This window comes from Achromobacter sp. 18P8.1.1 (genome assembly GCF_057799415.1).
The window spans coordinates 120,845-146,384 of sequence record NZ_JBYOKH010000004.1; the positions used below are offsets into that span (position 1 = coordinate 120,845).

Annotated in this window: 23 protein-coding genes; 8 read left to right on the top strand and 15 right to left on the bottom strand. The window is 64.7% G+C overall.

The features are described from left to right. Positions 1–48: 48 nt before the first annotated feature. From gmk to AC27VE_RS04905, 3 genes are read left to right on the top strand one after another with little or no spacing between them, the layout of a single operon-like run. Positions 49–681 (top strand): guanylate kinase, encoded by a 633-nt coding sequence (gene gmk / locus AC27VE_RS04895; RefSeq protein ID WP_081533940.1) that lies wholly within the window; start codon positions 49–51, stop codon positions 679–681. A gap of 44 nt (positions 682–725) precedes the next feature. Then, positions 726–929, top strand: a complete 204-nt coding sequence (gene rpoZ / locus AC27VE_RS04900; protein ID WP_006219679.1) for a DNA-directed RNA polymerase subunit omega — start codon at positions 726–728, stop codon at positions 927–929. Between the two features lie 22 nt (positions 930–951). Beyond that, positions 952–3,246: a RelA/SpoT family protein gene (locus AC27VE_RS04905; protein ID WP_006222240.1), complete on the top strand. Its 2,295-nt coding sequence runs from the start codon at positions 952–954 to the stop codon at positions 3,244–3,246. Positions 3,247–3,310: 64 nt separating this feature from the next. Here the strand turns inward: AC27VE_RS04905 and glnQ are convergent, their stop codons facing one another. From glnQ to glnH, 3 genes are all read right to left on the bottom strand, one after another. Beyond that, entirely contained in the window at positions 3,311–4,039 is a 729-nt protein-coding gene (glnQ, locus tag AC27VE_RS04910; protein ID WP_035212131.1) for a glutamine ABC transporter ATP-binding protein GlnQ, read from the bottom strand. Next, positions 4,036–4,692 (bottom strand): glutamine ABC transporter permease GlnP, encoded by a 657-nt coding sequence (gene glnP, locus AC27VE_RS04915; protein WP_006222242.1) that lies wholly within the window; start codon positions 4,690–4,692, stop codon positions 4,036–4,038. Before glnP ends, glnQ begins: the two co-directional genes overlap by 4 nt. 160 nt (positions 4,693–4,852) lie before the next feature. Further along, positions 4,853–5,605: a glutamine ABC transporter substrate-binding protein GlnH gene (glnH, locus tag AC27VE_RS04920; protein ID WP_006222243.1), complete on the bottom strand. Its 753-nt coding sequence runs from the start codon at positions 5,603–5,605 to the stop codon at positions 4,853–4,855. Positions 5,606–5,771: 166 nt separating this feature from the next. Between glnH and AC27VE_RS04925 the strand changes: the two genes are divergently transcribed. Next, positions 5,772–6,806 carry a C45 family autoproteolytic acyltransferase/hydrolase gene (locus tag AC27VE_RS04925; RefSeq protein WP_424626473.1) on the top strand — a complete coding sequence of 345 codons (1,035 nt, stop codon included), beginning with the start codon at positions 5,772–5,774 and terminating at the stop codon, positions 6,804–6,806. Positions 6,807–6,831: 25 nt separating this feature from the next. Here the strand turns inward: AC27VE_RS04925 and AC27VE_RS04930 are convergent, their stop codons facing one another. The 3 genes from AC27VE_RS04930 to nudC all read right to left on the bottom strand — a co-directional run bounded on the left by AC27VE_RS04930 (position 6,832) and on the right by nudC (position 11,957). Continuing rightward, positions 6,832–10,458 carry a hydantoinase B/oxoprolinase family protein gene (locus tag AC27VE_RS04930; RefSeq protein WP_488703187.1) on the bottom strand — a complete coding sequence of 1,209 codons (3,627 nt, stop codon included), beginning with the start codon at positions 10,456–10,458 and terminating at the stop codon, positions 6,832–6,834. A gap of 80 nt (positions 10,459–10,538) precedes the next feature. Then, entirely contained in the window at positions 10,539–11,048 is a 510-nt protein-coding gene (locus AC27VE_RS04935; protein WP_427958518.1) for a winged helix DNA-binding protein, read from the bottom strand. A 138-nt stretch (positions 11,049–11,186) separates the two neighbouring features. Continuing rightward, positions 11,187–11,957 (bottom strand): NAD(+) diphosphatase, encoded by a 771-nt coding sequence (nudC, locus tag AC27VE_RS04940; RefSeq protein WP_427958517.1) that lies wholly within the window; start codon positions 11,955–11,957, stop codon positions 11,187–11,189. 280 nt (positions 11,958–12,237) lie between these two features. Between nudC and AC27VE_RS04945 the strand changes: the two genes are divergently transcribed. The 4 genes from AC27VE_RS04945 (at position 12,238) to AC27VE_RS04960 (ending at position 16,422) form a co-directional block, all read left to right on the top strand. Further along, the gene (locus AC27VE_RS04945) at positions 12,238–13,212 is read left to right on the top strand and encodes a TRAP transporter substrate-binding protein (RefSeq protein WP_315132005.1); all 975 of its coding nucleotides are present in this window, start codon (positions 12,238–12,240) and stop codon (positions 13,210–13,212) included. A gap of 7 nt (positions 13,213–13,219) precedes the next feature. Next, positions 13,220–13,720 (top strand): TRAP transporter small permease, encoded by a 501-nt coding sequence (locus tag AC27VE_RS04950; protein ID WP_488703188.1) that lies wholly within the window; start codon positions 13,220–13,222, stop codon positions 13,718–13,720. Continuing rightward, complete coding sequence (locus tag AC27VE_RS04955; RefSeq protein WP_315846826.1) at positions 13,713–15,014, top strand: TRAP transporter large permease subunit; 1,302 nt, start codon at positions 13,713–13,715, stop codon at positions 15,012–15,014. The genes AC27VE_RS04950 and AC27VE_RS04955 overlap by 8 nt, the downstream gene beginning before the upstream one ends. 334 nt (positions 15,015–15,348) lie before the next feature. Next, positions 15,349–16,422, top strand: coding sequence for a porin (locus AC27VE_RS04960; RefSeq protein ID WP_488703189.1), 1,074 nt, complete (start codon positions 15,349–15,351; stop codon positions 16,420–16,422). Between the two features lie 158 nt (positions 16,423–16,580). Here AC27VE_RS04960 and AC27VE_RS04965 read toward each other — a convergent pair whose 3' ends face one another. The 9 genes from AC27VE_RS04965 to AC27VE_RS05005 all read right to left on the bottom strand — a co-directional run bounded on the left by AC27VE_RS04965 (position 16,581) and on the right by AC27VE_RS05005 (position 25,475). Next, positions 16,581–17,288: an ABC transporter ATP-binding protein gene (locus tag AC27VE_RS04965; RefSeq protein WP_488703218.1), complete on the bottom strand. Its 708-nt coding sequence runs from the start codon at positions 17,286–17,288 to the stop codon at positions 16,581–16,583. Positions 17,289–17,292: 4 nt separating this feature from the next. Beyond that, complete coding sequence (locus AC27VE_RS04970) at positions 17,293–18,015, bottom strand: ABC transporter ATP-binding protein (RefSeq protein WP_088587300.1); 723 nt, start codon at positions 18,013–18,015, stop codon at positions 17,293–17,295. Continuing rightward, positions 17,996–18,982: a branched-chain amino acid ABC transporter permease gene (locus AC27VE_RS04975; protein WP_280026121.1), complete on the bottom strand. Its 987-nt coding sequence runs from the start codon at positions 18,980–18,982 to the stop codon at positions 17,996–17,998. Before AC27VE_RS04975 ends, AC27VE_RS04970 begins: the two co-directional genes overlap by 20 nt. A gap of 1 nt (position 18,983) precedes the next feature. Then, the gene (locus tag AC27VE_RS04980; protein WP_006222255.1) at positions 18,984–19,835 is read right to left on the bottom strand and encodes a branched-chain amino acid ABC transporter permease; all 852 of its coding nucleotides are present in this window, start codon (positions 19,833–19,835) and stop codon (positions 18,984–18,986) included. 49 nt (positions 19,836–19,884) lie between these two features. Then, positions 19,885–21,135, bottom strand: a complete 1,251-nt coding sequence (locus tag AC27VE_RS04985) for an ABC transporter substrate-binding protein (protein WP_088587299.1) — start codon at positions 21,133–21,135, stop codon at positions 19,885–19,887. Positions 21,136–21,412: 277 nt separating this feature from the next. Beyond that, the gene (locus AC27VE_RS04990) at positions 21,413–22,219 is read right to left on the bottom strand and encodes a putative hydro-lyase (RefSeq protein ID WP_234818202.1); all 807 of its coding nucleotides are present in this window, start codon (positions 22,217–22,219) and stop codon (positions 21,413–21,415) included. Positions 22,220–22,318: 99 nt separating this feature from the next. After that, complete coding sequence (locus AC27VE_RS04995; RefSeq protein WP_088587297.1) at positions 22,319–23,230, bottom strand: LysR family transcriptional regulator; 912 nt, start codon at positions 23,228–23,230, stop codon at positions 22,319–22,321. Positions 23,231–23,350: 120 nt separating this feature from the next. Next, the gene (locus AC27VE_RS05000; RefSeq protein ID WP_488703219.1) at positions 23,351–24,700 is read right to left on the bottom strand and encodes an amidase; all 1,350 of its coding nucleotides are present in this window, start codon (positions 24,698–24,700) and stop codon (positions 23,351–23,353) included. A 91-nt stretch (positions 24,701–24,791) separates the two neighbouring features. Further along, complete coding sequence (locus AC27VE_RS05005) at positions 24,792–25,475, bottom strand: DUF2848 domain-containing protein (RefSeq protein ID WP_488703190.1); 684 nt, start codon at positions 25,473–25,475, stop codon at positions 24,792–24,794. Positions 25,476–25,540 lie beyond the last annotated feature (65 nt).

Consider the following 25,540-nt stretch of genomic DNA (forward strand, 5'->3'; position numbering starts at 1 on the left):
CGCGATTTGCTAGACTTCCGGTCTTAGCATCACACGCCGGTCATATTCATGCACGCCAACCCCGGAAACGTCTTCATGGTCGTCGCGCCCAGCGGCGCCGGCAAGTCCAGCTTGGTCAAGGCCTTGCTCCAGCAAGACCCTTCCATCGAACTTTCCATTTCCTGCACCACGCGCGCGCCCCGTCCGGGCGAAGAAGACGGTCGTGAATACCGCTTCGTGACGCCTGACGACTTCAAGCGCATGCGCGACGATCAGAACCTGCTGGAATGGGCGGAAGTTCACGGCAATTTCTACGGCACGCCGCGCGACCGCATCGACGCCGCCACCCGCGAAGGCCGTGACGTCCTGCTCGAGATCGATTGGCAAGGCGCCCGCCAGGTCAAGCAACGTTTCCCCAGTGCAATCGGTATTTTCGTGCTGCCGCCGTCCATCGATGAACTCGAAAGCCGGCTCAAGGCGCGGGGCCAGGATGCGCCCCAGGTAATCGCGCGCCGACTCATGGCCGCGGGCGGCGAAATCGCCCACGCGCCTGAATGCGAATATGTTATTATTAATCAAGAATTTAGCGTAGCCTTGTCGGAACTGATACAAATCGTCAGTGCCGCGCGGCTACGCTTTTCGTCTCAGGCCGCCCGCCACGCCGAGTTGTTCTCGCAACTTGGCATCCCGGCCGAGCACTGAGCCGAACGCATTCTCCCTATCATCCATCAGCACCAGGTGTCCTAATGGCTCGCATTACCGTCGAAGACTGTCTGAATCAAATCCCCAACCGTTTCAAGCTCACGCTGGCTGCGACGTATCGCGCTCGCGAGTTGGCCCAGGGCCATGCCCCGCGCCTGGACAGCAAAGACAAGCCCACGGTCACTGCACTGCGCGAAATCGCGGGCGGCCTAACCGGCGTGGAAATGCTGCGTAAAGTTCCCACCTGATAGTCTCCGGGGGGCGGCAAGCATGGCTTTTCCCGGGCTGAAGTACGCTTCATCTGGTCTGCTTGCCGCACTACGTGCCGGCTCCCGTCTTGGGCGCCGCACGGGCAAGAAAGACAAAAAACTCGCTACGCCACCGTCCGTCGCCGCGCAAGAAGCGGCGGACGCAACCGCCTCGCCGGTTGCTTCGCTGGCACCGCTGACCGAAATCATCGGCAGCTATCTCGACAAGAAAGATGTAGAGCGCGTGCGCGAAGCCTATCGCTTCGCGGACCAGGCGCATCTGGGCCAGTTCCGCGCCAGCGGTTCGCCCTATATCTCGCATCCCATCGCCGTCACTGAAATCTGCGCAGGCTGGAAGCTCGACGTCAACGCGTTGTCGGCCGCCCTGCTGCACGACGTGATGGAAGATCAAGGCATCGCCAAGCACGAACTGGCCGAGAAATTCGGCCCGGAAGTCGCTGAACTGGTCGATGGCCTGTCCAAGCTGGACCGCCTGGACTTCGCCACCAAGGCCGAACAACAGGCCGAGAGCTTCCGCAAGATGCTGCTGGCGATGGCGCGCGACGTGCGCGTCATCCTCATCAAGCTGGCCGACCGCCTGCACAATATGCGCACGCTGGACGCGGTCAATCCGGAGAAACGCCGGCGCATCGCCCGCGAAACCCTGGACATCTACGCGCCCATCGCCCATCGCCTGGGCTTGAACCTGCTGTTTCGCGAACTGCAGGACTTGTGCTTCGCGGCCATGTACCCGAACCGCTACCAGGTGCTGTACAAGGCCGTGCTGGCGGCGCGCGGCAACCGTCGCGAAGTCATCACGAAGATCGCCGATTCGGTCCGGGCCTCGCTGCCCGCCGCCGGTATCGAAGCCGAAGTCACCGGCCGCGAGAAAACGCTCTATGGCATCTATCGCAAGATGGTCGACCAGAAGAAGTCGTTTTCCGACGTCCTGGACATCTACGGCTTTCGCGTCATCGTCCATACCCTGCCCGAGTGCTATCTGGCCCTGGGCACTCTGCACCAGCTGTATCGCCCGGTGCCCGGCAAGTTCAAGGACTACATCGCCATTCCCAAGGTGAACGGCTACCAGTCCTTGCACACGACGCTGGTGGGCCCTTACGGCACGCCGGTGGAATTCCAGTTCCGCACGCGCGACATGCATCATGTGGCCGAGGAAGGCGTGGCGTCGCACTGGCTCTACAAGGGCGCCGACCTGACCCTGAACGACCTGCAAAAGCGCACCCACCAATGGCTGCAGTCGCTGCTGGACATCCAGAGCCAGACGGGCGATTCCGGCGAATTCCTGGAACACGTCAAAGTCGACCTCTTCCCGGACGCCGTGTACGTGTTCACGCCGCGCGGCAAGATCATTTCCCTGCCCCGTGGCGCCACGCCGGTGGACTTCGCCTACGCGATCCACACCGACATCGGCAACCAGGCGGTGGCCGCCAAGGTCAACGGCGAGTTCGTGCCGTTGCGCACCGAGTTGAACAGCGGCGACACGGTGGAAATCGTGACCTCGCCGGCATCGCGCCCCAATGCGCAATGGCTCAACTACGTGCGCACGGGCCGTGCCCGCTCTGAAATCCGCCACTACCTTCGCACCGTCAAGTACGAAGAATCGGTGGCCTTCGGCGAACGCCTGCTTAGCCAGGCGATGCAAGAACTGCATATGCCGATGCCCGCCACCGACGATCCGGCCTGGCAGAAACTGGCGCGCAGCACCGGCGCCAGTTCGCGCGAGGAAATCCTGGCCGATATTGGATTGGGCAAGCGCCTGGCAGCCGTGGTTGCACGCCGCTTTGCGCCGGAGCACCAACTGGTCGCCACGACCGCTGCCGCGGTGGACGAACTGACGTCGGCGCGCAGCGCCCCCATCCTGATCCAGGGCAACGAAGGCCAGGCCGTGCAGTTGGCGCCTTGCTGCGGTCCGCTACCCGGCGACCCGATCGTGGCGGGCATGCGCATGGGACATGGGCTGGTGGTGCACACCGCCGACTGCCCCGTCGCCATGCGCCAGCGCCTGCGCGAACCGGAACGCTGGATCAACGTGGGCTGGGACGCGCACACGGCCAAGCACCTGGCGACCCGCCTGGACATCGTCACGCGCAACGAACGCGGCGTGCTGGGCCGCCTGGCGGCCGAGGTCACGGCCGCCGACGCGAACATCATGCATGTCACGATGCACGACGACGCGGTGTCCACGGTGTCTTTGCATCTGACGATCCAGGTCGACAGCCGCAAGCATCTGGCCCAGGTCATCCGCGCCATCCGCCACGTGCCCCAGGTGCAGAAGATCGTCCGGGTGAAGGGCTAAGTCCATTCGTCTTGGCGTAAAAAAGCCGGCGCTTGCGCCGGCTTTTTTTTCGTTCAACACCTCTTCATGCCACGTGCTGCAGGAAATCCTTCAGGCGTTGGCTGGGCGGGTTGCTCAGCAATTCCGCAGGCGGACCGTCATGGGCGATCTTGCCGGCGTCGATGAAGATCAGTCGGCTGCCGACCTTGCGCGCGAATTCCATTTCGTGCGTGACGACCACCATCGTCATGCCCTCTTCCGCCAGGTCGCGCATGACCTTCAGCACTTCATGGCGCAGTTCCGGATCCAGCGCGGAGGTGGGCTCGTCGAACAGCATCAGCTTGGGCTTGATGGCCAGCGCCCGGGCAATGGCCACGCGCTGCTGCTGGCCACCGGATAGCTCTGCCGGATAGTGGTGCATGCGTTCGCCCAGCCCCACCTTGTCCAGCAGCCCCTCGGCCAGCTTGCGCGCTTCGCCCCGGTCTTGCCCGCGCGTATGCACTGGGCCGAACATGACGTTCTCCAGCGCGGTCATCTGCGGGAACAGGTTGAACTGCTGGAACACCATGCCGGCCTCGCGGCGGATCTCGCGCACCTGGGCGGAATCGCCCTTCACGCTTAGCCCGTCGACGAGCAGGTCGCCGCCATTGATCGTTTCCAGCACGTTAATGCAGCGCAGGAACGTGGACTTGCCCGAGCCCGACGGCCCGACCACCACCACAACCTCGCCCGCATCGATGTTCAGCGAGATGCCGTTGAGCACCATGGATTCGCCGAAGTTCTTGGTGACATTATGAAATTCAACCATGCTCATAGTATGCGCATCCTCTTTTCCACCAGGTGCAGGCCCAGTGCCATCAGGCCGGTCAGGATCAGGTAGACGATCGCGACGGCCGACCAGATTTCAACGGCGCGGAAGTTGCTGGCCATGATTTCCTGGCCCTGGCGCGTCAGTTCCGCCACGCCGATCACGATGAACAGCGAGGAATCCTTCAGGCTGATGATGCACTGGTTGCCCAGCGGCGGGATCATGCGGCGAAACGCCACCGGCCCGATGATGTGGAACAGGATCTTGTGGAACGGCAGGCCCATTGCCTGGCCCGCTTCCTTCAGGCCCTTGTGCACCGACAGCAGCGCACCGCGCACGATCTCGGAAATGTAGGCGCCCGAGTTGATGATGAGCGTGACGATGGCGGCCCACTCCGCATCCACGCGGATGTTGGCGAGCAGCGGCAACGCGAAGTAGATGAACATCACCTGCACCACGATCGGCGTGCCGCGGATGACCGCGACATAGACCTGCGCGATGGCCGACAGGACCGGATGCCCATAAGCCCGCGTCACGCCCGACAACGCGCCCAGCAGGAAACCGCCGAACAAGCCCCAGAACGTGATCTTGATGGTCATCAGCGTACCCTCAAGCAGATTGGGTAACGCGTCTTGAATTACACCCCAGTCAAACTCCACGATATTCCCCCTATGGCGCCATCTTGCGCCGCATCATGGCGGGACCTGCCCGCCGGCGGAAACGGCGCGGGGCCGTCCGCCGGCGTCCGGCGCTCCGGTCAGGAACGTCCGGAGCCCGTTACCGGCGGGCGGCCCCGAATGCAAAGCGACTTCGCATCAATTACGGCTTCTTGCCGAACCACTTTTCGTAGATGGCGTCGTACTGGCCGTTGGCCTTCAGGGTGGCCAGCGCCTTGTTCACCTGCGGGACCAGTTCGCTGCCCTTGGGGAAGGCGATGCCGTAGAAGTCGCCGCTCTTGACCGAGCCGACCACCTTCACACGGCCCTTGCCGGCCGTATTGGCGTAGTACTGGACGTTGGGTGTGTCGTGCACGGCGGCGTCCACCCGGCCCGTGGCCAGTTCAAGGTAGGCGTTGTCGATGTTCGGGAACAGCTTGAGCTTGGCGTCCGGCACCTGGGCCTTCAGGAAGTCCACCGTGGCGGTGCCGGTCTTGACGGCGACGGTCTTGCCGGCCAGGGACTTGGCGTCCTTGATGTCGGTGTTCTTCTCGCCCACCAGGATGGCCAGGCCGCTTTCATAGTAGGGATCAGAGAAGTCGATGACCTTCTTGCGGTCGTCGCGGATCGTGATGCCCGCCAGCGCGGCGTCGATGTTCTTCGTCTGCAGGCCCGGGATGATGCCGTTGAAGTCCATCGGCTGCAGCTTGTACTTCAGGTTGAGTTCCTTGGCGACCGCTGCCCAAAGATCCACGTCGAAGCCCACGTAGGTATTACCCTGCTTGAATTCGAACGGCACGAAAGCGGTATCGGTGGCCACCACCAATTCCTTGCCTTGGGCCTGCGCGCCGGAGACGGCGCCGAACATGGCCACGGACAGGCCGACCAAGGCGGCGGCGACTTTACGTTTGATCATGAAACTCTCCTCTTGGGGACCGTCGGCACCCCGGGGTTGTTGTAGGGGCATGATTCCTGGGCTACGCCGGGGTCTCCGGTGCAACTTATTGGGGATCTTAACGCATCCGTCCCCACCGGAGAGAGCTTAGAAAAATTACAATCCCCATGACACCCGGAGAATCCCCATGCCCTACAAATATGTACGCATTGCCGGAAATCGGCGCCAGGTCGGTCAGGCGCTGGGCAAGCTGGCCCGTCCCCTCATGTCGGCGTATTTGAACCAAAGCGGCACCTGGGAAGCCCTGCGCCCGTGGCGCGGCCATGCCTATGTCGCCGAGCTTGGGCAGCAGGCCCGGGCGGCGCTGCCGCAGGTCTGGGAAGAGCTTGAGGGCTTGGCCGACGGGCTGCGCATGCCGGTCGAAGACGTGCTGCTGTGGAACTGCCGCGGCGACCTGCTGCACAGCACGGGGGACGGCTGCACCTCGGTCGCGCTAAGGGCGGCGGACGGTTCACGCTGGATCGGCCACAACGAAGACGGCGACCCCTATCTATACGGGCGCTGTCACCTGGTGGACGTGGCCCTGGACGACGCGCCGGGCTATCTCAGCTTCTATTACCCCGGCTCGCTGCCAGGCCATACCTTCGGGGCCAACCGGGCCGGCCTGGTGCAAACGATCAACAACCTGCGCACCCGCCAGCGCCATGCCGGCGTGCCGCGCATGCTGCTGGCGCGTGCCGTGCTGGATTGCACGACACTGGACGAAGCCACCGACCTGTTGCGCGACACGCCGCGTTCCGGCGGCTTTCACCATACGCTGGGTAGCGCATCGGACCCGCGCCTGATCAGCGCCGAGGTCACGCCCGGCGCGGTCTCTTTTTTGGAGATCGGCACGCGCTACGGCCATGCCAACCACATGGTGCACCGGGAAACCCGCGGCCAGCCGCAAGTGATCACCGAATCGTCGCGTGAACGGCAGAACCGGATCGACGGGATCGTCGACGGCTGGTCGCCCGAAACCGGCAGCACGGACTTGCTGGCCGCGCTGCACGACACGTTGGGCGCCCTGCCCATCCTGCGCACGGACGCCAAAGACCCCGACGGCGAAAATACGCTGGCGACCGCTGTCTTTGAAATCCGGGACGAGGAAGTGGCCTTGCGGGTGTACGACCGCAAGACCAAGGCCGATATCGCGTTGGACGTGATGTCCGACCCCGATTGATCGGAGCCGGACATCGGCGGCGGCCTTACAGCGCGCCGTAACCGCCCCCGCCCGGGGTTTCCACGACGAACACATCGCCTGGATGCAGCTGGGCGCTGTCTTGCGGGCCAAGCTCCTGGATGGAACCGTCGACGCGTTCGACCGAATTGCGCCCCATAGACCCCGGTTGCCCGCCCGCCAGGCCGAACGGCGCAAACCGGCGGTTGTTGGACAGGATGGCCGCCGTCATGTCTTCCAGGAAGCGGATGCGGCGCACGCCGCCTTCGCCGCCCTGATAGCGGCCCGCGCCGCCCGAGCCCTTGCGGATCTCGTAGGACTCCAGCCGCACGGGGAACCGGAACTCCAGCACTTCGGGATCCGTCAGGCGCGAATTGGTCATGTGCGCCTGCACGACGGACGTGCCCGCGAAGCCCTCGTCATGCGGACCCGCGGCGTCGATGCGCACCGGCCCCGCGCCCGTACCGCCCGAGATGGTCTCGTAGTACTGGTGTCGGGCGTTGCCGAACGTGAAGTTGTTCATCGTGCCCTGGCTGGCCGCCAGCACGCCCAGCGCGCCGTACAACGCGTTGACGATGCACATGGACGTTTCGACGTTGCCCGCCACGACTGACGCCGGAGGATTCGGGCGCAGCATGGAGCCTTCCGGCACGATGATGGACAGCGGCACGAGGCAGCCGTCGTTCAGCGGGATGTCGTCGTTGACCATGGTCCGGAACACATACAGCACCGCCGCCACGGCGATCGCCCCTGGCGCGTTGAAGTTGTTATCCAACTGTGCCGAGGTGCCGGTGAAATCCACCACGGCGCTGCGCGCCTCGGTATCCACCTTGACCGCCACGCGGATGACCGCGCCGTTGTCCAGCGGGTACTCGTAGCTGCCATCCTTCAGGACCGAAATCACGCGGCGGACCGCCTCTTCGGCGTTGTCCTGCACGTGGCCCATGTAGGCGCGCACGACGTCCAGCCCGAAGTGGTCGCACATGCGCAGCAGCTCTTGCACGCCCTTTTCGTTGGCGGCGATCTGAGCGTGCATGTCAGCGATGTTCTGGTCCGGATTGCGCGCCGGCCAGCGGCCCGAGCCCAGGATGTCGCGGGCGGCCTGTTCGCGGAATTCGCCGTTCTTCACCAACTGGAAGTTGGTGAACAGCACGCCTTCGTCTTCCACCGTCTTGGAGTCCGGCGGCATCGAACCGGGGGTCGTGCCGCCGATATCGGCATGGTGCCCGCGCGAACCCACATAGAACAGGATCTGGCGCCCGTCGTGGTCGAACACGGGCGTGATGACGGTGACGTCCGGCAAGTGCGTGCCGCCGTGGTAGGGATCGTTCACGACGTAGGCGTCGCCGGGCATCATGCGCCCGGCGTTCGCGTTCATGACCGTGCGCACGGACTCGCCCATCGATCCCAGGTGCACCGGCATATGGGGCGCATTGGCGATCAGGCGGGCCTGCGCGTCGAAAATGGCGCAGGAAAAATCCAGGCGTTCCTTGATGTTGACCGAATAAGCGGTGTTCTGCAGCCGGTAACCCATCTGCTCGGCGATCGACATGAACAGGTTGTTGAACACCTCCAGCATGACCGGGTCGGCCTGCGTGCCGACCACGCGGCGTTCCTTGCGGACTTCGACGCGCCGGATCACGAAATGATCCTGCAGCGTCAACTCGGCCTGCCAGCCCGGTTCGACCACGGTGGTCTGGTTGGGCTCGGAAATGATGGCGGGGCCCGCCACCACGTCACCGCCCGCCATGTCTTCGCGCACGAACAAGGGCGTGTCGCGCCAGGCTCCGGCGCTGTACATGCTGACCACCCGACGCGGCGTCAGCGCGCCTTCGCGGGTGCGCGACACCGAGGCTTCGCCGACGCGCTCGCCGCCGCCCGTGGCTTCCACCGAGATGGTTTCAACCACCAGTTCGCGGTTGGGCATCAGGAAGGAATAGCGTTGGCGATACGCCGCTTCGAAGTCGCTGCGCGCCTGCTCCAGGTCCGAGAACGCGACTTCCAGCGCGGTGTCGGTACCGCGGTACTTCAGGTGCAGCCGGCGTTGGACGCTGATGTCGCCGTCAGGCACGTGCTGACGGCGCAGTTCACCCACCGCTTGCCCGGCCAATTCATCCAGTTCGTCTTTCAGCTGGCCCATCAGGCCCGCGTCCAGCACCTTTTCCACGGTCTTCTGGCGCATGTCCGTCTGGTCGGCCAGCCCCATGCCGTAGGCCGACAGCACGCCACCCAGCGGGTGCGCGAAAACCGTCGTCATGCCCAGGGCATCCGCCACCAGGCAGGCATGCTGGCCGCCCGCGCCGCCGAACACGGTCAGCGCGTATTCCGTGACGTCGTGGCCGCGCTGCACCGAAATGCGCTTGATGGCTTCGGCCATATTGCCCACGGCGATCTCGAGAAAGCCTTCGGCCAATTGCTCCGGCGACATCTCGCGGCCGGTCGCGGCGCGCACCTCGTCGGACATGGCGGTAAAGCGCGCGACCACGGCATCGCGGTCCAGCGCTTCGTTGGCCTCGGGGCCGAACACCTTGGGGAAGAAATCCGGCTGGATCTTGCCCAGCAGCACGTTGCAGTCGGTCACGGCCAGCGGGCCGCCCCGGCGATAGCAGGCGGGTCCGGGATTGGCCCCGGCGGAATCGGGCCCCACGCGCAAACGCGCGCCGTCAAAATGCAGGATCGACCCGCCGCCAGCAGCCACCGTATGGATGCTCATCATGGGCGCGCGCATGCGCACGCCCGCCACCTGCGTTTCGAACTCGCGCTCGAACTCACCCGCGTAATGGGACACGTCGGTCGAGGTGCCGCCCATGTCGAAACCGATCACCTTCGGGAAGCCGGCGATTTCGCTGGTGCGCACCATGCCCACGATGCCGCCGGCCGGGCCGGACAGGATCGCGTCCTTGCCACGGAAGCGGTGCGCGTCGGTCAGGCCGCCGCTGGATTGCATGAACATGAGGCGGATGCCCGGCAGTTCGCCGGCCACCTGGTCCACATAGCGCTTGAGGATGGGAGACAGGTAAGCGTCCACCACCGTGGTGTCGCCACGCGAGACGAATTTGATCAGCGGGCTGACCTCGTGCGAAGCCGAAACCTGCGTGAAGCCGATGTCGCGGGCAATGCGGGCGGCGCGCTGTTCGTGCGCGGTGGCGTGCCAGGCGTGCATGAAGACGATCGCGACCGCGCGAATGCCGCTGTCATACGCCGCCTGCATGCTCAGGCGCAGGCCGGCCTCGTCCAGGTCGCGGATGACCTCGCCATCGGCCGCCACGCGTTCGTCGGCCTCGACGACGGATTCGTACAGCATTTCCGGCAACATGACGTTGCGGTCGAACAGCCTCGGTCGGTTCTGATAGGCGATGCGCAGTCCATCGCGAAAGCCTCGGGTGGTGACGAGCAAGGTGCGCTCGCCCTTGCGTTCCAGCAAGGCGTTAGTCGCGACGGTAGTCCCCATCTTCACGCATTCGACTTGCTCGACCGGCACCGGCTGGCCGGGCGCTACGCCCAGCAGCTTGCGGATGCCCGCCACTGCCGCGTCGCGGTATTGCTCGGGGTTCTCCGACAGCATCTTCGCCGTGGTGGTGGTGCCATCGGGGCGGCGCGCCACGATGTCGGTAAAGGTGCCCCCACGATCAATCCAGAATTGCCACTTCTTCATACATGTCCTTGAAAACGAACGGCCGCGGCGCGTTTCGCCGCGGTCGGATTACAGGAGACGGGGACGTGCCCGAACGGGTATCAGAGAGAGGTTGCCGCGCGGGCCGCCTGGTCGTACAGGCCCGATAACGCGCGCAAGGTGTGGGCCAATTGGCGGCTGAATTCCAGCCCGCCACCGCCCGGCCCGTCCAGGCCGGCAGTCAGGCATTGTTCGCGGATTTCGCCGTAGCGCTTGAGGATGGCCGCGCCCTGGGGCGTGACGCTATAGAAGACTTCCTTGCTGCTGCGTTCGCCCTGCACCACGCCCAAGCGATCCAGCTTCTTCAGCGCGTAGCTGACGATGTGCGTGTCTTCGACGTTGAGGGTGAAGCAGATGTCGGCCAGCTTCTTGGGACGCTGCCGGTGGTAGACGTGATGAAAGACCATGACATCGGTCGGCGTCAACTCGGGCAGGCCGGCCGCGGCCATGCAACGCACCGTCCAGCGGTCGAAGGCATGGCTGGCGATCATCAGGCCGAATTCGACTTCGGACAGGTCAGGCGCGCTGCCGCCGGCCAAATGGGCCGACGACGCGATCAGAGAAGAGCTCATGGAAGGCGCAAGCCAAGTTAACTTGAGCGAAATACTAATAATTTATGGATAGTTCATCCATAAAAAATGATCATCTGACCGCAGGAAACCCCCGTTTCGAGGGAAATCCCCTAGCGCTTGCCCGGCGAATTCAACGAATCAGGGCGCGGACCAGCCCATGGGCAGATTGGCGCGGATCAACCAGCCGGCGATCGAAATACGGGGCGCAATGTCGGGCATGGGGTCGCCTGGGCCGAACCAACGGGCGTCCGCGATCTCGTCTTCCTGCACGCGGATGTCACCCGACACGTAGTCGGCCGTGAAGGCGACCATCAGCGAATGCGGAAACGGCCAGGGCTGGCTGCCGAAGTACTGCAGGTTGCCGACCTTCAGGCCGACTTCTTCGAAGACTTCGCGGTGCACGGTCTGTTCGATGCTTTCGCCCGGCTCGACGAAACCCGCCAGCGCCGTGTAGCGCGACGTAGCGGTGGTGGTGTGGCGGGCCAGCAGAATGCTGTCGCCCTTGCGGATCAGCACCATCATGGCGGGCGAAATGCGCGGATAGGCCGAAAAGCCACAGGACGGGCAACGCAGGCAGAACTCGTGCGCGACGCGTTCGGCCGGCGTCCCGCAAACGCCGCAAAACCGGTGCGTGCGCGCCCATTCGGCGATCTGGTAGGCGCGGCCCGCCAGCGCCATGCGCTCATCGTCCAGCACACCAAACAACGAACGCAGCTTCTTGAAGGCGTAGCCTTCGGGCGCTTCCAGGCCGGGATCGACATGGACGGTGCGGTACGGCGAATCGGGCGCGATCCACACCGGCTGCAGCGCCGTGGGCGGCACGCCGATCCGTTCGCATAACGCCGTGTCCGGCAACACGCTGGACGTCTCTTCGACCAGCAACTCATCACGGCGAAAAACGAAATTCACACAAGCCTCGGCACACGTTTTCAATAGCGCCATCTTAGAAGAAAAACGTGGCGAGAATGCGTCGCCCGATGCGCTTTCGCAACGATTGAAACTTCAACAATCAACAACAGTCGCGCCTAGGATTAACCCGTAAAACGCGATTTTTTCCGCACTGTGTGACCAAGCAGCAACATAGAATGGCACGGCTTTTCAGCAGTGCGTCAACTTCGCCCCGCTCTCTTTTTTCGCAATGCCTATCGGGCACAACCCGTCTTCACCATTCGCAAAGAAGGACCACCCCATGCATAAGACAATCTCGCTTCTTGCCGGCAGCATCATCCTGGCGTTCAGCGCGGGCGCCCAGGCGCAAACCAAGTGGGATTTGCCGAGCGCCTACCCCGCCAGCAACTTTCACGTCGAGAACCTCACGACGTTCGTCAAGGACGTGGATACGTTGTCGGAAGGCAAGCTGAAGATTCAACTGCATAACAACGCGTCGTTGTACAAGGCGCCGGAAATCAAGCGCGCGGTGCAAGGCAACCAGGCGCAAATTGGCGAAATCCTGCTGACCAACTTCGCCAACGAAGATCCGATCTACGAACTGGACGGCCTGCCCTTCCTGGCCACCGGCTACGACGCGTCGTACAAGCTCTACCAGGCGCAAAAGCCCTTCCTGGAAAAGAAGCTCGCCTCGCATGGTATGACCCTGCTGTACGCCGTGGCATGGCCGCCCCAAGGCATCTTCGCCAACCGCGACATCAAGCAGATCAACGACATGAAGGGCCTGAAGTGGCGCGCTTACAGCCCGGTGACGGCCAAGATCGCCGAACTGGTCGGCGCGCAACCGGTCACGGTGCAGCAGGCTGAACTTGCCCAGGCGCTGGCCACCGGCGTGATCGATTCCTACATGTCGTCGGCTTCCACCGGCTACGACACCAAGACGTACGAATACATCAAGAAGTTCTACGACACCCAGGCCTGGCTGCCCAAGAACGCCATCATCGTGAACAAGAAGGCGTTTGAAGCACTGGATCCGGCCACGCAGGAAGCCTTGAAGAAGGCCGGGGCCCAGGCCGAGGAGCGCGGCTGGAAGCTGTCGCAGGAAAAGAACAAGTGGTACCAGGAAGAGCTGGCCAAGAACGGCATGGAAACCATCAAGCCCACGGTGGAGTTGAAGGAAGGCCTGTCGGTGATCGGCAAGCGCATGCTGGATGACTGGCTGAAGAAGGCGGGTGCCGATGGCCAAGCCATGATCGACGCCTACAAGAAGCAGTGATATCGCCATGCGCCGCTTTCTAGATGGTCTTTACGGCGCGGCCGGCCTGTTGGCCGGCTTGTGCACGATCGGCGTGCTGGTGTCGGTGCTGGCGGCGATCATCGCCCGCCAGCTCAGCTTCAACATCCCCGGCACCGACGCCTACGCCGGCTACTTCATGGCCGCCGCCGGCTTCCTGGCCCTGGCCAGCACGTTCAAGCACGGCGAACACATCCGCGTCACGCTGCTCCTGAACGCCCTGAGCCCCGCCGGCAGCCGCCGGCTGGACATCTTCGCGTTGGGCGTGGGCTGCCTGCTGGCCGCCAACTTCGCGTTCTTCAGCATCAAGCTGACCTACGACTCCTGGCAATTCAACGACATCTCCACGTCCAACGACGCCACGCCCCTATGGATTCCGCAGATCAGCATGGCCGTCGGCACGGTGCTGTTCCTGATCGCGCTTCTGGACGAACTGGTCCGACGCTCACGCGGCCTGGCCGCCGCCACTTCGCAGCAAACCCATGAATGAACTTCTCGTCATTACCTTACTGGTCGTCTCGATCTTCGTCCTGCTGGGTTGCGGGGTCTGGGTCGGCCTGACACTGGCGGGCACGGCCTGGATCGGCATGGAGATCTTCTCCAGCCGGCCGGCCGGCGACGCCATGGCCGTCACCATCTGGGGCGCCTCGTCCAGCTGGACCCTGACCGCCCTGCCCCTGTTCTTGTGGATGGGGGAAATCCTGTTCCGCACCCGGCTGTCCGAAGACCTGTTCAAGGGCCTGGCGCCCTGGCTGAACCGCTTGCCCGGCCGCCTGCTGCACACGAACGTGATCGGCTGCGCGATTTTCGCCGCCGTGTCGGGCTCGTCGGCTGCCACCTGCGCCACCGTCGGCAAAATGACCATCCCCGAACTGACCCGCCGCGGCTATCCCGAGGAAAAGATCCTGGGTACGCTGTCCGGCGCGGGCACGCTGGGGCTGCTGATCCCGCCGTCGATCATCATGATCGTGTACGGGGTGGCGGCCGACGTCTCCATCGCCAAGCTGTTCATCGCGGGCATCGTGCCGGGCATCCTGCTGGCGCTGCTGTTCAGCGGCTACATCGCCTGGTGGGCGATCCGCAATCCCGGCCAGGTGCCGGCGGCGGATCCGGGCATGTCGTTCATGCGCAAGCTGTCGCAGTCGCGCCACCTGATTCCGGTGATGCTGCTGATCGGTGCCGTGCTGGGCTCGATCTACACCGGTATCGCCACGGCCACGGAAGCGGCCGCGGTGGGCGTCGTCGGCGCGCTGATCCTGTCCGCGCTACAAGGGTCGCTGAATCGGTCCACCTTCAAGCAATCGCTGCTGGGCGCCACGCGCCTGTACTGCATGATTGCGCTGATTCTGGCGGGCGCGCAGTTCCTGACGCTGGCCATGGGCTATATCGGCCTGCCGCGGGCGCTGGCGGAATGGATCGGGGGCCTGGGCTTGTCGCAGTTCTGGCTGATCATGGCGCTGATGGTGTTCTTCATCATCCTGGGCTGCTTCCTGGACGGCATTTCGATCGTGGTGCTGACCATGGGCGTGCTGCTGCCGACCGTGCAGGCGGCCGGCATCGACCTGATCTGGTTCGGCATCTTCATCGTATTCGTGGTGGAAATGGCACAGATCACGCCGCCGGTGGGCTTCAACCTGTTCGTGCTTTCTGGCATGAGCGGACGCGAACTGCCCTACATCGCCCGAGCGTCGCTGCCGATGTTCTTCCTGATGATCCTGGCGGTGCTGCTGCTCTATGCCGTGCCCGGCATCGCCACGTGGCTGCCGCTGCACATGACGCTTTAGCCTGCCCCGACTCCCTGAAACCCCGTTCTCTGAACGGGGTTTTTTTTGGGACAATCCGGCGATTGTTCCAATAACCGCTTATTTTCGAAATCTGTAAACCAGGGAAAACGCCGAAAAAAATTTGGCCCTACACACCCGGTAACTTTTTTAGAATCCCCAGGCGCTTACACGTTGCACCAAAGTGGCGCAGTCGTACCTTTTGGGCCAATGCTCCGGACCCGCGCTTACCCACAGCGACGGTGCGGCGGCCCAGCGTCAGACGATCCGCCTGGCGCAACAGACCTGGCCACAAGCCCGGTGCAATCAAAAAACAGCTACACAGGAGGAGTCATCAGTGAAACGCATCACCCTATCCCTCGCCCTCGCAGGCCTTGGCCTGGCCGCCGGCACGGCTTCGGCTGAAACCAGCGTCACCCTGTACGGCATCGCCGACGTCAGCATCCGTTACCTGAACACCAGCGCCGGCAGCGTCGGCCAGGACGGCAGCCGCGTCTCGATGGAAAACGGCGCCATCTCCAACAGCCGCTGGGGCCTGCGCGGCTCGGAAGACCTGGGCAACGGTAACCGTGCCTTCTTCCGCCTGGAGAACGGCTTCAACATGCAGAACGGCAACTCGTCGGCCACCGGCAAGACGTTCAGCCGCCTGGCCTATGTGGGCCTTGATGGCGGCAACATCGGCCAGTTGACCCTGGGTCTGCAAAACACGCCGATGCACGATCTGCTGGCGGACTACTTCGACCCGCTGACCATCGGCAACTACGACCAGAACGCCTGGATGCCCGCCGCCATGGGCCGCGTGCGCACCAACAACATGACCAAGTACGCCAACACCATTGGCGACCTGTCCCTGGCGTTGTCGTGGGCCAACGGCGAAAGCTGGGAAGACCACAAGGCCGGCCAGCAATACGGCGCCAGCCTGCGCTACATGATCGGCAAGCTGGGCCTGGGCGCTGCTTATCAGCAGACCTATGACGGCGTCGACTCCGATCTGCGCCAGCGTGTCTGGAACTTGAACGCGTCCTACCAATTCGACAGCGCCAAGATCTTCGCCGGCTACTACAACGGCCGCGACGAAACGGGCTGGGTCAACGCTGTCATGGGCGGCACCACCACCGCTTCGGGCCTGGACCGCAAGGATAACGGCTACTTCGCCGGCGTGACCTGGCAGGCCACCCCGCGCTGGGCCATCACCGGCGCCGGCTATTACGACCAGAGCAAGAACGTGGTCACGGACGGCGACAAGGGCAAGCGCTACGCGCTGGTCGCGGTGGCCGAATACTCGCTGTCCAAGCGCTCGCAAGTCTACGGCACCGTCGACTGGAACAAGGTCAGCGATGCCGCCAGCGGCGAAATCGCCGGCAAGAGCAACCAGGTCGGCGCAGCCGTGGGCTTCCGCCACATCTTCTAAGACCTGTCCGCCTCAAGGCCTACCCCCGGCCGCATTGAAAAGCCCATCGCTTGCGATGGGCTTTTCTTTGGTTGCGACGTGCGCGGGAGCGCTGCCTGATGGGTTACGCGCGCCGCATGTCAGTGTTCTTCGTCCAGGCTGCTCGCGCTACACCCCTCCTACATGCCCAGGTAGGCCTTGCGGACCTCGTCGGAGGCCGCCAGTTCTGCGGCATTTCCCGACAACGCCACGCGCCCGCTTTGCATCACATAGGCGCGTGCGGCGACTTCCAGCGCCTGCGCCATGTTCTGCTCGACCAGCAGCACGGACAAGCCGTCATCGCGGTTCAAGGCGACAAGCGCGTCGAACACCTGTTCGACCAGCAAGGGCGACAAGCCCAGGCTGGGCTCATCGATCAACAGCAGGCGCGGGCCGCTCATCAGCGCGCGTCCGATGGCCAGCATCTGGCGTTCCCCGCCGGACATGGTGCCCGCCAGTTGCTCGCGGCGCTCCTTCAAGCGGGGAAACAGGGTGTAGACCCGCTCCAGGCGATCGCGGTAGACGCGCTCGTCGCGCACCGTATAGGCGCCCAGGCGCAGATTCTGCTCCACCGGCTGGCGCGCGAACACGCGCGCGCCTTCCGGGATCATCGCGATACCCTGCGTCACCAGCTTGTCGGGCGGCGTACCCGTGATCTCGCGCCCTTCGAAAATGACGCGCCCTTCCTTCGGTTTGACCGATCCGATGGTGGCCAACAAGGTGCTGGACTTGCCCGCGCCGTTGGCCCCCAGCAAGGCCGCGATCTCGCCTTTGCGCACTTCCAGGGACACGCCCCGCACCGCCTGTACGCCGCCATAGGCCACGCTCAGGTTCTCGACTTGCAGCATCACGTCAGGCACGGTGCTTTCTCCCCAGATAGGCTTCGATCACGGCCGGGTCGCGGACGATGTCCTGCGGCGCGCCCTCGGCGATCATCTGGCCGAAATTCAACACCAGCACCCGCTGCGCCAGGCGCATGACCACTTCCAGCACGTGCTCGACGATGATCAGCGTGACCCCGGCGGCGTGGATGCCGCGCAGGATTTCCGCCAAGGCGATGGCTTCAGCCGGGTTCAGGCCGCCCGCCACTTCGTCCAGCAGCAGCATGCGCGGTTCCGTCGCCAACGCACGCGCCAGCTCCACCCGCTTCTGCCCGGCCACGTTCAGATCCGCCGCCTTCACGTCGGCGCGGTCGGCCAGCCCCACCAGTTCCAGCACCCGCGCCGATTCGCGGCGCGCGTCCGGCAGGCGCGGATGGCGCAACAGCGCGCCGACCATGGCGTTCTCCAGCACGGTCATCTGCCCGAAGCTGCGCGGGATCTGATAGGTGCGCACCAGGCCCAGCGCGGCCACCTGCTCCGGCCGCAGGCCGATCATGGACCGGCCGTTGAAGCTGACCGTGCCGGAGGTGGGTTCGTGGTGGCCGACCAGGCCGTTGAACAGCGTGCTCTTGCCGGCGCCGTTGGGACCGATGATGGCGACGATCTCGCCCGCCTCCACCGACAGCGAGATGTCCTTGTTCGCGACCAGGCCGCCAAAGCGCTTGGTCAGATTGTTAACGTCCAGCAGAGCCACGGCGCCTCCTCAATGTCACCAGACCACCCGGCAAGAACATCGTGACGAGCAGGATGGCCAGACCGAAGATCAGCAGGTCCAGGCCCAGGCCTGAACTGCCCCACAGCACCCGCGTGCCTTCCGACAGCGGCAGCAGCACCGCCGCGCCCAGCCAGGGGCCGATCAAGGTGCCCACCCCGCCCAGGATCGTCACCAGCACGACCTGCACCGACATGGTCAGGCTGAACATGGATTCCGGATCGATGAAGCCCACATACATCGCGAAGAAGCCGCCCCACACGCCTGTCATCCCGGCCGACAGCACGAAGGCCAGCATCTTGTAGCGGTCGGCGGGCACGCCCAGGCTGCGCGAAGCCGCCTCGTCGCCGTTGATGGCCCGCCAATAGAAGCCCGCCTTGGAATGCACCAGGAAATACGTGGCGCAGAACGTCAGGAAGGCCAGGCCCACGGCGATCCAGTAATACGGCACCTTGCTGCGGAACAGCAGCATCCAGGCGGCGTCGCCGATCGGCGCCTCCAGCCCGACCGCGCCCCCCGCCCATTCCCAATTGATCAGCAGCAGCAGGCCGATCTGCAGCAGCGCGATCGTGGCCATCGCGAAGTAATGGCCCGACAGCCGCAATGTGGGTCCGCCCACCAGCCAGGCCAGCGCCGCGCTGATCACGCCGCCCAGCGGGATGCCAAGCAAGGGCGTCAGCTTCAGATGGTGCAGCAGCAGCAAGGTTGTGTAGCCGCCTACGCCCACGAAGACGCTGTGCCCAAACGAAATGCGGCCCAGGAAGCCGCCGACCAGGTTCCAGCAGGCACCCAGCGCCCCGAACATGATCGCCAGCAACAGCACCTGCAAGGTGAAGGAGTCCGTCACCACCAGCGGCACCGCCGCCATCACGGCGGTAGCCGCCAGCGCTACGGCGATCGGCCATTTCGGCACGCCCGAGGACGTGGAATCGATTTTCTGTGTCGTCATGTCACCACCGCCCGAACAGGCCGCGCGGCCGATACCAGAGAACCAGGATGAACAGGATGAAGACGCTGACGGTCTTCAAGGCCGGCGCGACGAAGTAGCCCGTCATGGCCTCGATGATGCCGATCAGGATCCCCGCGATGAAGGCGCCCGGCAGGGAGCCGAAGCCGCCCATGCACACCGCCACGAACGCCAGCAGTCCGAAGACCGTGCCAACAGACGGAAAGACATAGAAGAACGTAGTCAGCAAGGCGCCGGCCAGGCCCACTGCCGCGCTGCCCAGCATCCAGACCTGTGCGTTGACCCGGTCCGGCGAAATGCCGACCAGGGCCGCCACCTGGCGGTCTTCCGCCACCGCCTGCAGGGCATGTCCCCACCGCGTGCGGTACACCAGCACAAATAGCGCCACCACGACGACCAGCGCGATCAGGCCCGTCACCACCTGCGGGCGGCCCAGTGAAATGCCCGCCACCGTCACGCTGCCGGACACCAGCGTGTCGGGCAGGCTGCGATAGTCGGGGGAAAAGGCGATGAAAGCGAGCTGGCGCAACACCAGTCCCAGGCCGAAGGTGGCCAGGATGACCGCCATGGGCGGCCCCTTCTGCAAGCGCCGGATGATCAGCGCATAGGTCAGGAAACCGACGAAAGCGAGCACGATCGCCACCAGCGGCGCGGACATCGTGGGGTCGATGTGACCCAGGGTATAGAGCCAATAGGCGGCATACATGCCCAACATCAGGAATTCGCCGTGCGCGAAATTGATGACGTCGGTAATACCCCAGATCAGCGCCAGCCCCACCGCCACCGCGGCATAGATCAGGCCGTTGAACAGGCCTGCCGAGAGAGCTTCAAACATGGAGGGCTCCTGTGGCGGACCCCCGCGGCCCGCCACGCAAGACAGCGGTTTACTTCCAGGAGAACGGCAGCGTGGGCAGCGTCTTGTCGGTGCGGTATTTTTCCGGCCATACCGTCTGGTAGGACGAGCCCTTGAGCTCCAGGATCAAGCCCGAACCCTTGGTGTTCTGGCCCTTGGCGTCGAACTGCACGCCGGCCCAGGGCATCGCCACCTGCGCTTCACCCAGGTCCGTGGCGGCCAGGGCCTTGCGGATGGCCTCGGGGTCCGTCGAACCGGCGCGGTTGATGGCGTCGGCCAGCACCAGCACGCCCTGCATCGAACGCGCGTTGTTGCCGTTCAGGTCCTTGCCCGTCTTGGCCTTGTACATGTCGTTGATCTTCTTCAACCCCGCCTTGGCCGCGGCGACGTCGTTGCCCCACACGTCGCGTGTCAGTACGCCCTGCACCTGGGGGCCCACTTCCTGCACGAAGCGCGAATCGATGAAGCCGGCGTCGTTGGCCAGCAGCACCGGCGGCGCATACTTGCTTTCGCGCATCGTGCGCACGAACAGCATGGCGTCGGACGTGTAGCTGGCGAAGATCGCCACGTCGGCGCGGGCAGCAGCCAGCTTCTGGACTTCGGCCGTCACTGACGCCGAACCCGCGCTGTACGCGATGTTGGCCACCAATTCCCGCTTGTACTGCTTGGCGAACTTCTCCACGGCCTTGTACGTGTTCACGCCGAAGTCGGTGTTTTCATACACCACGGCGATCTTGGCGGTCGGCACCGCCTTGATGCCGTCCAGGAACTGCATCATGTTTTCAACGAACGTATCGTCGTTGGGCGAGGTGCGGAAGAACCACTTGTAGCCGCGTTCGGTCAGGTCCGGGCTGCTGGACTCGCCGTTGACGTAGGGAATGCCGCGTTGCTCGGCGATGCGGCTGGCCGTCTTGGTGACGGCGGACTGGTAGGCGCCAGTCAAGGCCACGACCTTCTCCTGATCGATCAGGCGCTGCGCGTCGGCCAGGCCGACTTCGGGCTTGCCTTGGGAGTCCCCGAACACCACTTCAATCTTGGCGCCGCCCAGCGCGGGCAGGCCGCTGCCGGCGGCAAGCGGAATCCCTTCCAGCTCGGGGTGCGGGTTATTGACGATATCGACGGCCAGTTCGACCGCAGCCTTGATTTCGGCACCGGTCGACGCCAAGGCCCCCGATAAGGGGTAGATCGCCCCGATACGCACCGTTTTCTGCTGCGCCTGGGCAGGCACGGCGCTCAGCAACGCCAGACTTGCGGCGACACCCGCAATGAGCTTCATCTTCATTACTAGACTCCTGGAATAAACCAACTTGGAAAGCAATGCGCCGGGTGCCAGCCCCGGCCTGGAACGAACGGACTCGCGGCAGCCCGCCGTCCTGCGGCAAGCCGCAAGACACCGGGTGCTGAACTGTTGTCGCCTTTTCCCCTTGTCCTTTAATGGATCGTTTTGGTGGCACAACTGCTACGGCTGACAATCACCGTCTGGGTGGTTCTAACTGCTTCGTGCTGACAAATGGCTGATTAGTAGGGTCAGATCCCGCGTCGCGCGGCCTGCGCAACCGTCAAAGAATCGCCATCCGGCTGTTGATCAGGTCCGTGACCAGCATGTGGCCCGGCGCGTGGGTGATGCAGAATTCCGGGCGCACGGCAGCCACGACCGACTGCGGCGTCACCCCGCAGGCCCAGAATACGGGCAACTCGCCCTCGCGTATCTCGACTGCATCACCGTAATCCGGCTGGTTGATGTCGGCAATCCCGATTAATGCGGGGTCGCCGATATGGACGGGTGCGCCGTGCACGGAAGGAAAGCGCGACGTGACCTGGATGGCGCGGATCGCGTCGGCCGCCTTCAAGGGTCGCATCGACACCACCAGGGGGCCGCCGAAAACGCCAGCGGCATGCGTCGGCACACTGGTGCGGTACATGGGCACATTGCAGCCCTGTTCGATATGGCGCACCGGCAGGCCGTTATCCAGCATGGCTTCTTCGAAGGAAAATGAACAGCCGATCAGGAACGAGACGAGGTCGTCGCGCCAGATATCGCGGACATCCGTGGGCTCGGCGACCAGTTCCCCGTCTTTCCAGACCCGGTAGCGCGGAATGTCGCTGCGGATGTCGATGTCGTGGCCCAATTCCGGCAATGCGGGGTCGCCTGGTTCGGACATGGCCAGCAACGGGCATGGTTTGGGGTTGCGTTGGCAAAAATGCAGGAAGTCGGCTGCCAGCGCGCGCGGCAGGATGGCCAGATTGGCCTGCACGTGCCCAGGCGCGAGATTCGCCGTCGGCCCTGTCAGCTTGCCGCTGCGGGCGTCCAGGCGCGCCTGCCGCGCCAACGCAACACTGTCCCGACCTGCCATGCCCTGTGCCATGCCTATCCCCTGGATGTGTGATTGATAGGGGGCATTGCACCGGAAGTACAAGCGGTCGTCTAATCACATGTTGCGATAGACCCCGATCAACATTCCTTATCAGGGTTTTGCCGGATGGCGCAGCGCGTCTTCACGCGCGATCTGCTGCGCGGCTTCGGCCACCACGCGGGGAATCTGGCTGTCGGGGCCCTGCATCCAGCAGGCCGTGTAATGCAAGGGCGGCAAGGCCGGCGCCTTCACTTCCAGGATGCGCAATTCGCCCTGGGCAAGTTCTTTGCGCAGGATGACCGGCGCGATCACCGCCGTGCCGATGCCGTCCTGCGCCATGCGCACGATGACGCTGAGCGCGGAGCTTCCGTACATGCGCGGCGATTCCACGCCGGCCTGCAACATCAGCTGCCGAACCGAGCGGTGCGGATCCGTGGTGGACGAATAGGTAATGACCGGCCACTCCGCCAGCCGTTTCAGGCTGATGGGCTGGCGCCCGACCTTCAGCTTCGGGCTGGCCACCCAGCTTAGCGGGTAGTTGCACAGGTACAGGTTTTCCACGCGGGGCTCTTCCATCGGCCCCAGCAGAAACGCCAGGTCGATCTGGCGTGCGGCCAGTTGCGACTTCAGCATGGTGGTCGTATCGACCTGGATCTCGACCATCAAGGCCGGATAGCTGTCGTGCAGATACTCCATCAGCGTGGGCAGCCAGGTGTGGACGATCGTCTCGGAGACGCCCAGCCTGAGCGTGCCGCTCATGATGCTCTTGGCGGCCGCGGCCTCTTGCATGTCGCGCCGCAGCTGCAGCATGCGCTCGGCGTGGGACAGCAATTCACGGCCCTTGCCCGTGAGCTTGATGCCGCGGGCATCGCGGTCGAACAGGCGGATGCCCAGGTCCGATTCCAGCGACGCGATGCGCTGCGAAATCGCCGGTTGCGTCGCGTTCAGCTTTTCAGCGGCCGCGCGGAACCCGCCCAGGGTGGCAACCCAAAAGAATGTTTCGATATTGCGCAGATCGATCATGGAGCCGGCGTCCCGCGTATGCCCACAGCGTGTGCAATCCCAATCCTCATCTTAGCCGCAGACGGGCTGCGGCACGGCCTGCCCGCGCCCTGCCCCGCCCGTCCTTGGCATGGCCTGCGATCAGCGCGCGGCCAGGCGCTCTTCGACCGACAGGCCGATCGCCAGGATACGGCGGTCGGCGCCGTTGCTGCCCGCGATCATCAGCCCCACCGGCGCCGTGCCCTTCGCGTGGCACGGCAGCGACAGGGCGCAGCCATCCAGGAAATTGATCAGCGTGGGGTTGCGCAGGATCAGGCCGTTGGCCGCGTAGTAGGCCTCGTCGGAAGCCGCCAGGTCCGCCACCGCGGGGGCCACGATGGGCGTGGTCGGCATGATCAGGGCGTCATAGCCAGCGATACGGCGGTCCACGGCCGCCACCCAGGCTTCGCGGGCGTCCAGCAAATCCAGGTAGTCGGCTGCCGACATGTCCTGCCCACGCATGATGCGCGACACGACGCGCGGGTCGTAGCGCTTGCCGGCGCGGGCGATCAGGTCGCGGTGCCAGGCCCAGGCTTCCGCGGCGGTGAAACCGCCCTTGCTGTTGATGTTGCCCAACTCCGCGAATTCGGGGATGGCGATTTCGTCGACGAGGGCGCCCGCTTCCTTCAGGCGCGCCACGGCGGCGGCGAAGCTGTCGGCCACGTGCTTTTCCATGGCGTCCAGCGCCAGGGTCGTCGGCACGGCCAGGCGCAGGCCGCGCAGCGGCAGCGCCTCCGGCACGGGGCCGCCGTCGCCCGACAGGATGGCGTCCAGCTCCGCGCAGCAGCGCACGCTGGCGGCGATGGGGCCGATGGAATCCAGGTTGGCCGACAGCGGCAGCACGCCGGTCATGGACACCCGCCAGGCGCTGGGCTTGAAACCCGTCAGGCCGCACAGCGCGGCCGGAATGCGCACCGAACCACCGGTGTCCGAGCCGATGCCGGCAACGGCCATGCCGTCGGCTACCGACACCGCGGCCCCCGAGGACGAGCCGCCCGGAATGCGGCCGGTCGCGCGGTCGTAGGGGTTCAGCGGCGTGCCGTAATGCGGGTTGATGCCCAGGCCCGAATACGCGAATTCGGTCATGTTGGTGCGGCCGATGATGACGGCGCCCGCCGCGATCAGACGCTGCACGACTTCGGCATTCTCGTCGGCCGCCGGTTCGCCTTCGCGCGCCACCGAGCCGGCCATCGTGGTTTCGCCTTCGATGTCGAACAGGTCCTTGATGCTGATGGGCAGGCCTTCCACCGCAGACCGCACAATGCCGGCCGCGCGCAAGGTGTCGGAGGCGCGCGCCTGGGCCAGCGCCGATTCGGCGTACAGCTTGGTAAACACACGAGCGCCCTCGCCCGCCTCGTCCCGGGCGCGCGCCAGGGCGGCCTCGGTCAGTTGCACAGCGGTGGTGCGGCCCTCGCTCAGGGCCAAGGTCAGTTCATTCAAGGTCGAAACCATCATTGTCCTAGTGCCGTCTTGCGGCGTAAAAGTGCGGACAGGCGCAGCCTCAAGAGGCGCGCCTGGCGATCAATACCGTGCGAAACCGGAATCAGGCCACCACAGGCAGCGATTCGACATGATAGCGGTGACTCAGCGTGCGTTGGCGGCGTGGATCGAACAGTTCCATGGTGAAGTCCGACGCGGCGCGGATGCCGCCGATGGCGCCCACCGTGCCGCAGGTCATGCCGGCGCCTTGCGGCAGGACGGCCGCGCCGCCGGTGTAGCCGGCGATCAGGTCCTGCGGCGTACGCAGCGTGGACAGCGGGCCTTCCTGGTACAGCACCTTTTCGCCGTTCTCGACGATGTAGGAGCGGATGACCAGTTCATCCCAGTACTCGGCCACGTCGGCCAGGCGCCAGGCGCCGGTGGCAACCGGCTTGACGCAGACCTGCTTGGACATGGCCACGCTGACCGTCTCCAGTTTGCGGTCGGTATGATCAGACGCGATGCTGACGTACATCTCGCCGTCCACGGCGAAGACGAAGGTCTCGACCTCGCCCGAGGATTCTTCGCCCACGGCCTGCACGCTTTCGGCCTGGGTCAGCTGGTTGTCGGCGATGCGGTAGTACAGCGGCACGCTGGTCGGGCGCGGCACGCCGATGGCGGCCAGCTCTTCGATGTGGTGCTCGATGGCGGCGATGTCGCGCCCGGCCCAGCCGGCCACGATCAGCGTGTTGAAGTCCACCTCGACCTGGCGGGGGTTGGCGTCGTCGATGTTGAATACGGCTTTCATATCTGTCCTGCGGAATTAACGGGTGGGGAACGGTGCGGCCCCGAACGGGCCGCCACCGGTTCAGA

Coding starts and splice junctions, on each gene's coding strand:
- gmk (WP_081533940.1), top strand. CDS start 49: ATGCACGCCAACCCCGGAAACGTCTTCATGGTCGTCGCGCCCAGCGGC.
- rpoZ (WP_006219679.1), top strand. CDS start 726: ATGGCTCGCATTACCGTCGAAGACTGTCTGAATCAAATCCCCAACCGT.
- AC27VE_RS04905 (WP_006222240.1), top strand. CDS start 952: ATGGCTTTTCCCGGGCTGAAGTACGCTTCATCTGGTCTGCTTGCCGCA.
- glnQ (WP_035212131.1), bottom strand. CDS start 4,039: ATGAGCATGGTTGAATTTCATAATGTCACCAAGAACTTCGGCGAATCC.
- glnH (WP_006222243.1), bottom strand. CDS start 5,605: ATGATCAAACGTAAAGTCGCCGCCGCCTTGGTCGGCCTGTCCGTGGCC.
- AC27VE_RS04925 (WP_424626473.1), top strand. CDS start 5,772: ATGCCCTACAAATATGTACGCATTGCCGGAAATCGGCGCCAGGTCGGT.
- AC27VE_RS04930 (WP_488703187.1), bottom strand. CDS start 10,458: ATGAAGAAGTGGCAATTCTGGATTGATCGTGGGGGCACCTTTACCGAC.
- AC27VE_RS04935 (WP_427958518.1), bottom strand. CDS start 11,048: ATGAGCTCTTCTCTGATCGCGTCGTCGGCCCATTTGGCCGGCGGCAGC.
- AC27VE_RS04945 (WP_315132005.1), top strand. CDS start 12,238: ATGCATAAGACAATCTCGCTTCTTGCCGGCAGCATCATCCTGGCGTTC.
- AC27VE_RS04950 (WP_488703188.1), top strand. CDS start 13,220: ATGCGCCGCTTTCTAGATGGTCTTTACGGCGCGGCCGGCCTGTTGGCC.
- AC27VE_RS04955 (WP_315846826.1), top strand. CDS start 13,713: ATGAATGAACTTCTCGTCATTACCTTACTGGTCGTCTCGATCTTCGTC.
- AC27VE_RS04965 (WP_488703218.1), bottom strand. CDS start 17,288: ATGCTGCAAGTCGAGAACCTGAGCGTGGCCTATGGCGGCGTACAGGCG.
- AC27VE_RS04975 (WP_280026121.1), bottom strand. CDS start 18,982: ATGACGACACAGAAAATCGATTCCACGTCCTCGGGCGTGCCGAAATGG.
- AC27VE_RS04980 (WP_006222255.1), bottom strand. CDS start 19,835: ATGTTTGAAGCTCTCTCGGCAGGCCTGTTCAACGGCCTGATCTATGCC.
- AC27VE_RS04985 (WP_088587299.1), bottom strand. CDS start 21,135: ATGAAGATGAAGCTCATTGCGGGTGTCGCCGCAAGTCTGGCGTTGCTG.
- AC27VE_RS04990 (WP_234818202.1), bottom strand. CDS start 22,219: ATGGCACAGGGCATGGCAGGTCGGGACAGTGTTGCGTTGGCGCGGCAG.
- AC27VE_RS04995 (WP_088587297.1), bottom strand. CDS start 23,230: ATGATCGATCTGCGCAATATCGAAACATTCTTTTGGGTTGCCACCCTG.
- AC27VE_RS05000 (WP_488703219.1), bottom strand. CDS start 24,700: ATGGTTTCGACCTTGAATGAACTGACCTTGGCCCTGAGCGAGGGCCGC.
- AC27VE_RS05005 (WP_488703190.1), bottom strand. CDS start 25,475: ATGAAAGCCGTATTCAACATCGACGACGCCAACCCCCGCCAGGTCGAG.